At 60.7% G+C, this 12,901-nt stretch carries 12 protein-coding genes; 8 read left to right on the forward strand and 4 right to left on the reverse strand.

What is annotated here, in order from left to right:
- Positions 1-16: 16 nt before the first annotated feature.
- The 8 genes from ppsA (at position 17) to B0W55_RS08075 (ending at position 8,198) form a co-directional block, all read left to right on the forward strand.
- Entirely contained in the window at positions 17-2,392 is a 2,376-nt protein-coding gene (gene ppsA, locus B0W55_RS08040) for a phosphoenolpyruvate synthase (protein WP_077045481.1), read from the forward strand.
- Between the two features lie 199 nt (positions 2,393-2,591).
- Positions 2,592-3,581, forward strand: a complete 990-nt coding sequence (locus tag B0W55_RS08045; RefSeq protein WP_077045482.1) for an alpha/beta fold hydrolase — start codon at positions 2,592-2,594, stop codon at positions 3,579-3,581.
- Between the two features lie 137 nt (positions 3,582-3,718).
- Complete coding sequence (rraA, locus tag B0W55_RS08050) at positions 3,719-4,210, forward strand: ribonuclease E activity regulator RraA (RefSeq protein WP_008061717.1); 492 nt, start codon at positions 3,719-3,721, stop codon at positions 4,208-4,210.
- A 34-nt stretch (positions 4,211-4,244) separates the two neighbouring features.
- A complete protein-coding gene (locus tag B0W55_RS08055) occupies positions 4,245-5,240 on the forward strand; it encodes a zinc transporter ZntB (protein WP_077045483.1) in 996 nt (331 codons plus the stop codon).
- Between the two features lie 63 nt (positions 5,241-5,303).
- On the forward strand, positions 5,304-5,552 hold the full coding sequence (locus B0W55_RS08060) for a CrfX protein (RefSeq protein ID WP_077045484.1): 249 nt from the start codon (positions 5,304-5,306) through the stop codon (positions 5,550-5,552).
- Between the two features lie 2 nt (positions 5,553-5,554).
- Entirely contained in the window at positions 5,555-6,379 is an 825-nt protein-coding gene (locus tag B0W55_RS08065; RefSeq protein ID WP_008048604.1) for a mechanosensitive ion channel domain-containing protein, read from the forward strand.
- Positions 6,380-6,465: 86 nt separating this feature from the next.
- Positions 6,466-7,056, forward strand: coding sequence for an RNA polymerase sigma factor SigX (gene sigX / locus B0W55_RS08070; protein WP_016773832.1), 591 nt, complete (start codon positions 6,466-6,468; stop codon positions 7,054-7,056).
- A gap of 107 nt (positions 7,057-7,163) precedes the next feature.
- Positions 7,164-8,198: an OmpA family protein gene (locus B0W55_RS08075; protein WP_077045485.1), complete on the forward strand. Its 1,035-nt coding sequence runs from the start codon at positions 7,164-7,166 to the stop codon at positions 8,196-8,198.
- 169 nt (positions 8,199-8,367) lie between these two features.
- Here the strand turns inward: B0W55_RS08075 and cobA are convergent, their stop codons facing one another.
- The 4 genes from cobA to B0W55_RS08095 all read right to left on the reverse strand — a co-directional run bounded on the left by cobA (position 8,368) and on the right by B0W55_RS08095 (position 12,897).
- Positions 8,368-9,111 carry a uroporphyrinogen-III C-methyltransferase gene (gene cobA / locus B0W55_RS08080; protein ID WP_077045486.1) on the reverse strand — a complete coding sequence of 248 codons (744 nt, stop codon included), beginning with the start codon at positions 9,109-9,111 and terminating at the stop codon, positions 8,368-8,370.
- Positions 9,112-9,197: 86 nt separating this feature from the next.
- The gene (locus B0W55_RS08085; protein ID WP_077045487.1) at positions 9,198-10,868 is read right to left on the reverse strand and encodes a bifunctional protein-serine/threonine kinase/phosphatase; all 1,671 of its coding nucleotides are present in this window, start codon (positions 10,866-10,868) and stop codon (positions 9,198-9,200) included.
- Positions 10,869-10,875: 7 nt separating this feature from the next.
- Positions 10,876-12,087, reverse strand: coding sequence for a NarK/NasA family nitrate transporter (locus B0W55_RS08090; RefSeq protein WP_077045488.1), 1,212 nt, complete (start codon positions 12,085-12,087; stop codon positions 10,876-10,878).
- A 234-nt stretch (positions 12,088-12,321) separates the two neighbouring features.
- Entirely contained in the window at positions 12,322-12,897 is a 576-nt protein-coding gene (locus B0W55_RS08095; protein WP_077045489.1) for an ANTAR domain-containing response regulator, read from the reverse strand.
- Positions 12,898-12,901 lie beyond the last annotated feature (4 nt).

A 12,901-nucleotide genomic window follows, 5' to 3' on the forward strand; every position in this document is an offset into this window, starting at 1 on the left:
TAGTGGAGAGATCACCTTGGTAGAGTACGTAGTTTCCCTCGATAAGCTCGGCAAACACGATGTTGAGCATGTGGGGGGCAAGAACGCATCCCTGGGCGAGATGATCAGCAACCTGGCAGGTGCCGGTGTATCGGTACCCGGTGGCTTCGCCACGACCGCTCAGGCTTATCGTGATTTCCTGGAACTGAGCGGCCTGAACGATCAGATCCATGCCGCCCTCGACGCCCTGGACGTCGACGATGTCAACGCCCTGGCCAAGACCGGTGCCCAGATCCGTCAATGGATCATGGAAGCCGAGTTCCCCGAGAAGCTCAACGCCGAGATCCGCACCGCGTTCGCCGCGCTGTCGGCCGGCAACCCTGACGTGGCCGTGGCCGTGCGTTCTTCCGCTACCGCCGAAGACCTGCCGGACGCTTCTTTCGCCGGTCAGCAGGAAACCTTCCTCAACATCCGTGGTGTCGAAAACGTCATTCGCGCCGCCAAGGAAGTGTTTGCCTCCCTATTCAACGATCGCGCGATCTCCTATCGCGTGCACCAGGGCTTCGACCACAAGTTGGTAGCCCTGTCGGCCGGCGTACAACGCATGGTCCGCTCCGAAACCGGCACCGCCGGCGTGATGTTCACCCTCGATACCGAATCGGGCTTCCGTGATGTTGTCTTCATCACCGGCGCCTACGGCCTGGGTGAAACCGTCGTGCAGGGCGCGGTGAACCCGGATGAATTCTATGTCCACAAAGGCACGCTGGAGGCCGGTCGTCCGGCGATCCTGCGCCGCAACCTGGGCAGCAAGGCCATCAAGATGATCTACGGCGACGAGGCCAAGGCCGGTCGTTCGGTCAAGACCGTCGATGTGGACAAGGCCGATCGCGCGCGTTTCTGCCTCACCGACGCCGAAGTCAGCGAGCTGGCCAAGCAGGCAATGATCATCGAGAAGCACTATCAGTGCCCGATGGACATCGAATGGGCCAAGGACGGTGACGACGGCAAGCTGTACATCGTGCAGGCCCGTCCGGAAACCGTGAAGAGCCGCACCCAGGCCAACGTCATGGAACGTTACCTGCTGAAGGAAACCGGCACCGTGCTGGTGGAAGGCCGCGCCATCGGCCAGCGCATCGGCGCGGGCAAGGTGCGCATCATCAAGGACGTGTCCGAGATGGACAAGGTCCAGCCAGGCGACGTACTGGTCTCCGACATGACCGACCCGGACTGGGAACCGGTCATGAAGCGCGCCAGCGCCATCGTCACCAACCGCGGTGGCCGTACCTGCCACGCGGCGATCATCGCCCGTGAGCTGGGCATCCCGGCCGTGGTCGGTTGCGGCAACGCCACCGAGCTGCTCAAGGAAGGCCAGGGCGTGACCGTGTCCTGCGCTGAGGGCGACACCGGTTACATCTTCGAAGGCGAGCTGGGCTTCGACATCAAGAAGAACTCCGTCGACGCCATGCCGGACCTGCCGTTCAAGATCATGATGAACGTCGGCAACCCGGACCGTGCCTTTGACTTCGCACAGCTGCCGAACGCCGGTGTGGGCCTGGCCCGCCTGGAATTCATCATCAACCGCATGATCGGCGTGCACCCCAAGGCACTGCTGAACTACGACGGCCTGCCGCTGGAAATCAAGGAAAGCGTCGACAAGCGCATCGCCGGTTACAACGACCCGGTCGGCTTCTACGTCGAGAAACTGGTCGAAGGCATCAGCACCCTGGCGGCAGCGTTCTGGCCGAAGAAGGTCATCGTGCGTCTGTCGGACTTCAAGTCCAACGAATACGCCAACCTGATCGGCGGCAAGCTCTACGAGCCGGAAGAAGAAAACCCGATGCTGGGCTTCCGCGGTGCTTCGCGCTACATCAGCGAATCGTTCCGTGACTGCTTCGAGCTCGAGTGCCGCGCCCTCAAGCGCGTGCGCAACGAGATGGGCCTGACCAACGTCGAAATCATGGTGCCATTCGTCCGCACCCTGGGCGAGGCAAGCCAGGTTGTAGACCTGCTGGCGGAAAACGGCCTGGCCCGCGGCCAGGACGGCCTGCGCATCATCATGATGTGCGAATTGCCGTCCAACGCGATCCTGGCAGAAGAGTTCCTCGAGTTCTTCGACGGTTTCTCCATCGGCTCCAACGACCTGACCCAGCTGACCCTGGGCCTGGACCGCGACTCGGGGATCATCGCTCACCTGTTCGACGAGCGAAATCCTGCGGTCAAGAAGCTGCTGGCCAACGCCATTGCCGCGTGCAACAAGGCGGGCAAGTACATCGGCATCTGCGGTCAGGGCCCTTCGGACCACCCGGACCTGGCCAAGTGGCTGATGGAACAAGGCATCGAAAGCGTTTCGCTGAACCCTGACTCCGTACTGGAGACCTGGTTCTTCCTGGCGGAAGGTCAAGCTTCTGCCTGATAGCGTGTGAACGGTTCGCCTCACTGTAGGAGCGAGCTCGCTCGCGATGGACGTAAACGATGACGCGTTTGTCCTGGATGAACGCGGTGTTCTGAAGTTCTTCGCGAGCGAGCTCGCTCCTACATGAGTGGGGCGACTCGTTTAGAGATTGAAGTAGGGCGGGCTCCTTCGGAAGCCGCCCTTTTTTGTGCAAGAGATTATGCAAAGCAGCAGCAACCTATTTCCTGTCGCCCTGATCAGCGCCGAGCGGCGCGGTGATCTGAGCGAAGATGTCTATCGTTTGAAACCCGCCAACAGCCCGGACATCAGCGTCGAACTGGCGGTGACACGCCTGGGCATGGCCGATGGGCCCGCGGTGCGCGGTGTGCCGGTGATTCTGTTGCACGGCAGCTTTTCCAATCGACGTTTCTGGTTCTCCCCCAAGGGCCTGGGCCTGGGTGCTTATCTGGCGCGCCTGGGATTCGATGTATGGATGGCGGAAATGCGCGGTCACGGCCTGTCCCAGCGCAACCAGAACTACCGCAAAAACCGCGTCGCCGACTACGCCCGCTACGACCTGCCGGCCATTGGTGCCTTCGTGCGCGAGCAAAGCGGCCAGGCCCCGCACTGGATCGGTCACTCGCTGGGTGGCATTACCCTGGCGGCAGCGTTGGGCGGCGAGTACATCGGCGAACCTGTGGTCGCCTCTGCGGCGTTTTTCGGCACCCAGGTCAGCCGCACCTACTGGCCGCTGAAAATTCCGCCGGTGGAGTGGAGCGGGCGCTTCATTCTCAAGCGCTTTGCCCATTTGTCCGGATCGCGGCTCAAGCGCGGGCCGGAGGACGAGCCGATCGGCCTGGCCCTGGAAAGCATGCGCTGGTACGGCCTGTTCGGGCGCTTCGGCGATGCCGACAAGGACTGGTGGGCGGGATTGGCCGAGGTCAGGCTGCCAGTGCTGGCGGTGAGTGCCGCCGGTGATCACCAGGACCCGGCCTGGGCCTGTCGCAAGCTGTTCGATCAGTTGGGCTCCGAGCACAAGCAATTCATCAACCTGGGACGCGAGCAGGGTTTCGCCGATAATTTCGGTCACGTCGAAATGCTGGTGAGCAAGGCGGCCCAGGCTGAGGTCTGGCCATTGGTGGCACGCTGGCTGGCGGATCAATACACGCCGCTGTTGGGTGAGCAAGCGAATTTGAGTGCAGCCATCTAAGCTGGACGCTCTGCCAGAGGCATTTCGCTCTGGCAGGCTTGCGGCTAAGATATGACGGATTGAGCTGTTCTGGTCATTTTCGATGATTGAATCATCAGCGATGTTCTTGCTGCCTTCCTCTTTACAGGAGTTTCTCGATGAACCATTACCTCACGCCTGACCTGTGCGACGCCTACCCGGAGCTGGTGCAGGTGCTGGAACCGATGTTCAGCAATTTCGGCGGCCGTGATTCCTTCGGCGGCGAAATCGTGACCATCAAATGTTTCGAAGACAACTCGCTGGTCAAGGAACAGGCCGAGCTCAAGGGCAACGGCAAGGTGCTGGTGGTCGATGGAGGCGGTTCCCTGCGTCGTGCGCTGCTGGGCGACATGATCGCCGAGAAAGCCGCGAAAAACGGCTGGGAAGGGCTGGTGATCTACGGTTGCATCCGTGATGTCGATGTCATCGCGCAAACCGACCTGGGGGTTCAGGCCTTGGCCAGCCACCCGATGAAAACCGACAAGCGCGGTATCGGTGACCTGAACGTTGCGGTCACCTTCGCCGGGGTGACCTTTCATCCCGGGCACTACATTTATGCGGACAACAACGGCGTGATCGTCTCGCCCAGCCCGCTGAAAATGCCTGAGTAAGCTCTGGTCGACTTTTTTGAAGAATGGAATGCGGATGTTCGAGGAAGAAAACGCGCAGTGGGGGCTGGTACATGCCCTGGTGCTGGACGGTAAAGGCGGTGCGCGTTCGATAGCCCGGACAGAACTCGATGACTTGCAGCTGCAGGCCCATGAAAGCCTGTGGCTGCATTGGGATCGCAGCCACCCGCAAACCCAGACCTGGTTGCGCCAATCCAGTGGCCTGAGCGAATTCAGCTGCGACCTGCTGCTGGAAGAAAATACCCGTCCGCGCCTTTTACAGCTTTCCGACAGCGAACTGCTGCTATTTTTGCGTGGAATTAACCTCAACCCGGGTGCCGAACCGGAAGACATGGTGTCGGTGCGGATCTTCGGGTCTGCCCAGCGGGTGATTTCCCTGCGTTTGCGTCCGTTGCGCGCCACCGATGAACTGCTGGTGCAACTGGCCGAAGGCAAGGGGCCGAGAACCGCCTCCGAACTCATCCTTTATATGGCGCAGTACCTCACCAACAAGGTGCAGGATCTGGTCAGCTGTCTCTCGGAAGTGGTCGACGCCGAAGAAGAAAAGCTGGATGCCGACGAACGGTACACGCCCGAACATGGAGAGGTTTTGCAGATCCGTCGTCGGGCTGCCGGGTTGAAGCGCTTCCTCGCGCCGCAGCGGGATATCTTCGGTCAACTGACGCGCATAAAATTGCCCTGGTTCGTCGAGGACGATGGCGATTACTGGAACGAATTGAACAACAGCCTGACCCGTTATCTCGAGGAGCTGGAATTGACCCGGGAGCGGGTGGGGCTGGTCCTGGAGGCTGAAGACCGACGCTTGAGCGTGCGCATGAACCGCACGATGTACCGCTTCGGGATCGTCACCGGGATCTTTTTGCCGATGAGTTTTCTGACCGGCCTTCTGGGGATCAACGTCGGCGGAATTCCATTATCCGGCAGTCCATATGGCTTCCTCGTGGCCTGCCTGCTGATGGTCTCTGTGGCGCTCGGGCAGTGGTGGTTATTCCGACGATTGCGCTGGGTTTGAAATTGAACAATGTGACCCGACCAAATGTGACCGCGTCTTTCACAGACATCACGAGAGGTGCGTATGCACGATCCGTTTGAACAGTCTTTGCGTGACATGCTCAAGTCCACACCGTCCACCCGGGACGACGATGCGTGCCTTGGTCGTGTACTGAAAACCGCCAACCGTCAGGTCGGCGCCGGCGATCTGTTCAGCCTGCTGGGCCGCTGGCTGCCCGCGCTGATGATTGCCCTCAATAATGGCTCGGCCCATGTGGCGCCCGTGTCCCGTCTTCGTAAACCTAACGCTCGCACTGCTGATAAGGCTGATTGAATATGGAACTTGATCTCTGGACACAGAGCCTCGTCACTGCAATGACTGCGCTATGGACCAAGGTTGCGAACTTCATTCCGAACCTGTTTGGCGCCCTGGTGGTGCTGCTGCTGGGTTTCGTCGTGGCCAAACTGCTGGACACGCTGCTGTCCAAATTGCTCGCCAAACTGGGCCTCGATCGCCTGATGGGCGGTACCGGCCTGACCAAATTGCTGTCACGCGCCGGTCTCCAGGTGCCGATCTCGACGCTGATCGGCAAGATCGTCTATTGGTTCGTTTTGCTGATTTTTCTGGTTTCTGCCGCAGAATCCCTTGGACTTGAGCGAGTTTCAGCTACGCTGGATATGCTCGCGTTGTATTTGCCGAAGGTTTTCGGTGCGGCGCTGGTGCTGCTGGTAGGGGTTCTGCTGGCGCAATTGGCCAATGGCCTGGTGCGCGGCGCCGCCGAAGGCGTAGGGCTGGACTATGCTTCCGGTCTGGGGCGAATCGCCCAGGGCCTTGTGATCATCATCAGCATTTCGGTCGCGATCAGCCAGTTGGAGGTCAAGACTGACCTGCTCAACCATGTGATCGTCATCGTGTTGATTACCGTTGGTCTGGCGGTTGCGCTGGCCATGGGGTTGGGAAGCCGGGAAATTGCCGGTCAGATTCTTGCGGGAATCTATGTGCGTGAGTTGTATCAGGTTGGGCAACAAGTGCGTGTTGGCGAGGTCGAAGGGCAGATCGAAGAGATCGGCACGGTTAAAACCACATTGCTGACCGATGAGGGTGAGCTAGTCTCTCTCTCCAATCGGATTCTCCTGGAGCAGCATGTGAGTAGCCGCTAACCCGGCAAACCCTGCTAATGTATGCCGCCGCAAAAAGCCCTGATGGGCTGCGGTGGACATTGACCTGACTGTCGGCCTGACTTGTTTTGAATAAAGCTCAACCGCTCTCCACGCGCTACGACCCCCGCGAGCTCTCTGATGAGGAGTTGGTCGCGCGCTCGCATACCGAGCTGTTTCACGTCACGCGCGCCTATGAAGAACTGATGCGGCGTTACCAGCGAACATTATTTAACGTCTGTGCACGATATCTCGGGAACGATCGCGACGCAGACGATGTCTGTCAGGAAGTGATGTTGAAGGTGTTGTATGGCTTGAAGAACTTCGAGGGAAAATCGAAGTTCAAGACCTGGCTCTACAGCATCACGTATAACGAATGCATCACCCAGTATCGGAAAGAACGGCGAAAGCGTCGCTTGATGGACGCACTGAGTCTTGACCCCCTCGAAGAAGCGTCTGAGGAAAAGGCGCCGAAACCCGAGGAGAAGGGCGGACTTGATCGCTGGTTGGTGTATGTGAACCCGATTGACCGTGAAATTCTGGTGCTACGATTTGTCGCAGAGCTGGAGTTTCAGGAGATCGCAGACATCATGCACATGGGCTTGAGTGCAACAAAAATGCGGTACAAACGCGCTCTAGACAAATTACGTGAGAAATTTGCAGGCATTGCTGAAACTTAGTTCGGCGCAAATATCTCTTACGTGTAGGCAAGTTCTGATAGAATTGCCGCCGAGTTGTCCCCCGGTTTGCGGGACTGCTTCACAATCACCAGATGGGGATTTAACGGATGAAACTGAAAAACACCTTGGGCTTGGCCATTGGTTCTCTTATTGCCGCCACTTCGTTCGGCGCTCTGGCACAGGGCCAAGGCGCAGTTGAAATCGAAGGCTTCGCTAAGAAAGAACAGTTCGACAGCGCTCGTAACTTCAAGAACAACGGCAACCTGTTCGGCGGTTCCGTTGGTTACTTCCTGACCGACGACGTTGAACTGCGTCTGGGCTACGACGAAGTGCACAACGTGCGTTCCGACGACGGTCGTAACATCAAGGGCGCTAACACCGCTCTGGACGCTCTGTACCACTTCAACAACCCGGGCGACATGCTGCGTCCATACGTTTCGGCTGGTTTCTCCGATCAGAGCATCGGTCAGAACGGCAAGGGCGGTCGTGACCGTTCCACCTTCGCCAACGTTGGCGGCGGCGCCAAGCTGTACTTCACCGAGAACTTCTACGCCCGTGCTGGCGTTGAAGCTCAGTACAACATCGACAAGGGCGACACCGAGTGGGCTCCTAGCGTCGGTATCGGTGTGAACTTCGGCGGCGGCTCCAAGCCAGCTGCAGCTCCAGTTCCAGCACCGGCTGAAGTCTGCTCCGACAGCGACAACGATGGCGTTTGCGACAACGTTGACAAGTGCCCGGACACCCCAGCCAACGTAACCGTTGACGCTGATGGCTGCCCAGCAGTTGCTGAAGTTGTACGTGTTGAGCTGGACGTGAAATTCGACTTCGACAAGTCGGTCGTCAAGCCAAACAGCTACGGCGACATCAAGAACCTGGCTGACTTCATGAAGCAGTACCCATCCACCACCACTACTGTTGAAGGTCACACTGACTCCGTCGGTCCTGACGCTTACAACCAGAAACTGTCCGAGCGTCGTGCAAACGCCGTTAAGCAAGTTCTGACCAACCAGTACGGTGTTGAATCGTCCCGCGTTCAGTCTGTTGGCTACGGCGAATCCCGCCCAGTTGCTGACAACAAAACTGAAGCTGGCCGTGCTGTTAACCGTCGCGTAGAAGCGCAGGTTGAAGCTAAAGCTAAGTAATTAGCTCGCCGCTCCGAGAAAAGCCCGGCTCAGGCCGGGCTTTTCTTTGCCTGCGATTTGTTGGTGCCGAGCCCGTGGAGGAGCGAACTCGCTCGCGATGGTCGTAAACGATGACTCGGGGTGTCAGGTGCCGCTTGAGGCCATGCGTTTCTCGCGAGCAAGCTCGCTCCTACAGCGCCATGCATTCCAATTGCGTCCGTTGTGTCCTTCCTGCGGCAACTTTGCCGATCACCAGAATCGCCGGGCTTTTCAGGCCAAAGCTGTAGGCATCGTCCTCCATCGCCCTCAGATCACTGCGACACTCCCGCTGATGGGGCAACGAAGCGTTTTCGATCATGGCCACCGGTGTGTCCGCCGCCATCCCTGCCTCGAGCAATTGCTCACGAATTTCACCCAGCCTGGCCACGCCCATGTAGATCACCAGGGTCGTACCGCCCTGGGCCAGGGCTCGCCAGTTCAGGCTGCTGCCATCCTGCGTATGAGCGGTCACCAGGGTCACGCCGCGGGCTACGCCACGCAGGGTCAGCGGTATATCGCATTGCGTGGCGCCCGCCAGCCCGGCGGTGATGCCATTGACCAACTCGACCTCCACCCCGTGCTCACGCAACCACTGTGCCTCCTCGCCAGCGCGTCCGAAAATGCACGGATCGCCGCCCTTGAGCCGCACCACGCATTTGCCTTGACGCGCATAACGCAGCATCAGGCGATGAATGAAGGCTTGCGGCGTTGAACGGCAGCCCCCGCGCTTGCCGACGGGAATGATCCGCACGTCGTTGCAGTGTTCCAGCACTGCGTCGTTGACCAGATCATCAATCAGCACCACATCGGCTTCGCGCAACGCGCGTACGGCTTTGAGCGTCAACAGTTCCGGATCACCAGGGCCCGCACCGACCAGCCAGACTTTTGCGTTCATCGTGTTTTCCTCTTGGATTCTGCAGCCCACATTTGCAATGCATACCCCTGTGGGCGCGGGCTTGCTCGCGAAAGGCGCAACCCGCTCTAACCATGAAATACAAAAAACAGCAGCACCAGATTCATCAACAAAGCCCCGACCGCCAGCCCCCGCCACACCTTCAGCGGTTCGCGCTCCAGCAGGGGACGGGGCCGCACACTCAAGCTGCGGCGCTCCCCCTGATCCATCAGCAGCAACCATTCTTCGGCTGTTTCAAAACGCTGGGCCGGATCCGCCGCTACCGCACGGGCCAGGCTTTGGCTCAACCATTGCGGCAGGTCAGGGCGATAACGGCTGGCGCAAACCGGCACCCCGAACCGTGGGCGCTGGAACGCTTCGATCTCGCCGTAGGGAAAGTGCCCGGTCAGCAGGTAAAACAGGGTCACACCGACGGCATACAAATCCTGTTGCGGTGTAGGCGTTTCACCACGAAAGGCTTCCGGCGCAATAAAGCTGGGGGTTCCAGGCAACGTCGAGGGCTGGTCTTCGGACAACCCGGCACACCAGGCCAGGCCGAAATCCAGCAGGCGCAATTCGCCGTCATCCCCCAGCAACAGGTTTTCCGGCTTGATGTCGCGATGCAGGATCTGCCGCCGGTGCAACAGGCCGACCGCCTTGAGCAAGCGTTCGGCCAGGTCCTGCCACTGGGCCAGCGGCAACGGCCCGCTTTGCCCAAACAATTGCGCCAGGGTCGACCCGGCATATTCGCGCATCACGTAGTACAAATGCTGACGCTGGCTGGCGGCATGGACTTCAGGAAAATGCCGCCCGGCCACACGCTTGAGAAACCATTCCTCCGACAGCAACGCCTGCCCGGCCAGGTGATCGTCATGCAGCGCCCCCGGCAGGGTTTTCAGCAACCAGGGCTGCTGGTGACTGTCACGCACCCGGTACAGCAGTGACTGCTGGCTCTGAGCAACGATGCCTTCGACCTGCCAGCCTTCGAAATCCTGCCCCGGCTTCAGCGCCGGCGGCAGGGGCCATTGCTGCAAATGGATCAGCGCGTCGCCAATGCCGGTTTCCCCCAGGGCGTCGACCCGCACCAGCAAGGCGCTGGCGTTATCCTGGCTGCCGGCCAGGTGCGCGGCATTGACCAGGGTCTGCGCGGCGCTGTGCAGATCCGGTTGATCACGCAGAATCGCCGCAATCGCGGTATCGCCCAACACCGCCCAGATGCCATCGCTGAGCAGCACGAAACTCTCATCGAGGCGCAACTCACCGTCGAGAAAATCCAGCACCAGGTGCTGATCCAGCCCCAGCGCGCGCTTGAGCACATGCTGCATGCCCGGTTGATCCCATACATGATCCTCGCTGACCCGCTGCAACTGATCGGCGTGCCAGCGGTACACCCGGCAATCGCCCACATGGGCCAGGGTGAAACGCCGGCCACGCATGACCAGCGCACTGACCGTGGTCAGCAACGGCTGCCCACCGCCGTTGGCCTGCAACCAGCGGTTCTGCGCCAGCAGCAGGCGATCCAGAGCCTGTGCGACGCCCCAGGTTTCCGGGGTCGCGTAGTAGTCCAGTGCCAGGGCCTGCAAGGTCGAACGGGCAGCCAGGCCACCATCGGCGCACTGGCTGACGCCGTCGGCGATGGCGAACAGGTAACCCTTGCTGGCGGCCAGTGCCGGTGCCGGCGTGACCAGGCGCAGGGCGTCCTGGTTTTCCTCACGGGGGCCGGTGGCGCTGGCTTCGGCGAAACTCAGTTGCAGGCCCATGGCGGTGTCAGACCCGCGCAGCGGTCACGGCGGCCGAACCCCACGTGGTTCTCCAGCGACGTTTCACCCCGGCCAGCCCGAACCAGGCCAGGATCGCGAGACCGGCGAACAGCCACAGCGCCATCTGATAACTGCCGGTGCTTTGCTTGATCGTGCCCATGCCCGCCGCCAGCGCAAAGCCACCGATGCCACCGGCCATGCCGATCAGCCCGGTCATCACGCCGATTTCCCGGCGAAAGCGCTGCGGCACCAACTGGAACACCGCGCCGTTACCCGCGCCCAGACCGAGCATGGTGCAGACGAACAGCGCCAGCGCTGCGTAGGAGCTTGGCAGGTTGAACCCCACGGCCGCGATGCAGATCGCTGCCACGGTGTACATCCCGAGCAAGGTACGAATGCCGCCGAAGCGATCCGCCAGCGCGCCGCCCAGCGGACGCATCAGGCTGCCACCGAACACGCAGGCCGCAGTGTAGTAACCGGCCGTCACCGGGCTCAGGCCGTACTGGTCGTTGAAGTAGCCGGGCAGGGCGCTGGCCAGGCCGATGAAGCCGCCGAAGGTCACGCTGTAGAAAAACATGAACCACCAGCTGTCACGGTCGCCCAGGGCCTTGAAGTAGTCGGCCACCGATTTGGCTGTCGGCCGCTGAGGGGCGTTTTTGGCCAGCCAGGCGAAGACGATCAGGGTCAGGATCAGCGGGATCAGGGCGAAGCCGAAGACGTTGCTCCAGCCGAATGCGGCGGCCAGTACCGGTGCGATCAATGCCGCCAGTATGGTGCCCGAGTTACCGGCCCCGGCGATGCCCATGGCCTTGCCCTGGTGCTGCGGCGGGTACCATTGCGACGCCAGGGGCAGGGCCACGGCGAAGGACGCACCGGCCATGCCCAGGAACAGTCCCAGCAGCAGCGCTTGCTCGTAACTGTGGATGCCGAGTTTCCAGGCGCCGAACAGCGCGCCGATGACAATCACCTGGCCGATCAGGCCGGCGGTTTTCGGCGACAGGCGATCGGCGAGCATGCCCATCACAAAGCGCAGCACCGCCCCGGCCAGAATCGGCGTGGCTACCACCAGCCCGCGCTGCTGCGTGGTCAGGTGCAGGTCGGCGGCAATTTGCACCGCCAGGGGGCCGAGCAGGTACCAGACCATGAAACTCAGATCGAAATACAGGAAGGCCGAGAACAGGGTCGGGGTATGGCCGGATTTCCAGAAGCTTGAATTCATCGCGCACCTCAGCTGATAGGGGTCTCGAACGGGCGTCATGCCGGTGGCGCGCCGCACGGCCGCTCCACCGGCCCCGGGCAATGGGGCCCAAACAAAAAAACGCCGCTACCCGATTCGCCGTGGGGCGAAAGGAGTGAGCGACGTCTTTGTCGTAAGTGGGGCAACCGCCGTTGGTTACCTGTGAAGATTGCTTAGCGAGATTTGTGCCAACAGGGGAGACCGCGATGACGTCCTTCAGCCCAACAATTCACTCATGGCAATAATCTGCTCCGCCACCTGAATCAACTTCTGCTGGCGGCTCATGGCCTGGCGGCGCATCAGGGTGTAGGCGTCTTCCTCGTTGCAATGCTTCATTTTCATCAACAGCCCCTTGGCCAGCTCGATGCGCTTGCGCTCGGCCAGTTGCTGGTCGCGGGCGTGCAGTTGCGCGCGCAGGGCCTGGTCGCTTTCGAAGCGGGCCATGGCCACATCGAGAATCGGCTGCAGGCGTTGGGCGTGGATGCCTTCGACGATGTAGGCGCTGACGCCGGACTTGATCGCCTGGCGCATCACATCGGGGTCGTGTTCGTCGGTGAACATCACGATCGGCCGCGGCTGGTCGCGGCTGACCAGTACCACTTGCTCCATGACATCCCGGCCCGGTGACTCGGTATCGATCAGAATCACGTCCGGGCGCACCGTTTCGACGCGCGCCGGCAGGTCGATGGTCAGCCCCGACTCATCGATCACCTCGAACCCGGCTTCCGTCAGGGCCGCTTTGAGGCGCCCGACCTTTTTTGCGGTGTCGTTGATCAGCAGGATACGCAACATGTTC

The sequence above is a fragment of the Pseudomonas sp. KK4 genome, assembly GCF_001984065.1.
GTDB lineage: Bacteria > Pseudomonadota > Gammaproteobacteria > Pseudomonadales > Pseudomonadaceae > Aquipseudomonas.

Bases quoted from the DNA above. Each gene is read 5' to 3' on its own strand.
- B0W55_RS08045 (WP_077045482.1), top strand. From the start codon at position 2,592: ATGCAAAGCAGCAGCAACCTATTTCCTGTCGCCCTGATCAGCGCCGAG.
- rraA (WP_008061717.1), top strand. From the start codon at position 3,719: ATGAACCATTACCTCACGCCTGACCTGTGCGACGCCTACCCGGAGCTG.
- B0W55_RS08055 (WP_077045483.1), top strand. From the start codon at position 4,245: ATGTTCGAGGAAGAAAACGCGCAGTGGGGGCTGGTACATGCCCTGGTG.
- B0W55_RS08060 (WP_077045484.1), top strand. From the start codon at position 5,304: ATGCACGATCCGTTTGAACAGTCTTTGCGTGACATGCTCAAGTCCACA.
- B0W55_RS08065 (WP_008048604.1), top strand. From the start codon at position 5,555: ATGGAACTTGATCTCTGGACACAGAGCCTCGTCACTGCAATGACTGCG.
- B0W55_RS08075 (WP_077045485.1), top strand. From the start codon at position 7,164: ATGAAACTGAAAAACACCTTGGGCTTGGCCATTGGTTCTCTTATTGCC.
- cobA (WP_077045486.1), bottom strand. From the start codon at position 9,111: ATGAACGCAAAAGTCTGGCTGGTCGGTGCGGGCCCTGGTGATCCGGAA.
- B0W55_RS08085 (WP_077045487.1), bottom strand. From the start codon at position 10,868: ATGGGCCTGCAACTGAGTTTCGCCGAAGCCAGCGCCACCGGCCCCCGT.
- B0W55_RS08090 (WP_077045488.1), bottom strand. From the start codon at position 12,087: ATGAATTCAAGCTTCTGGAAATCCGGCCATACCCCGACCCTGTTCTCG.
- B0W55_RS08095 (WP_077045489.1), bottom strand. From the start codon at position 12,897: ATGTTGCGTATCCTGCTGATCAACGACACCGCAAAAAAGGTCGGGCGC.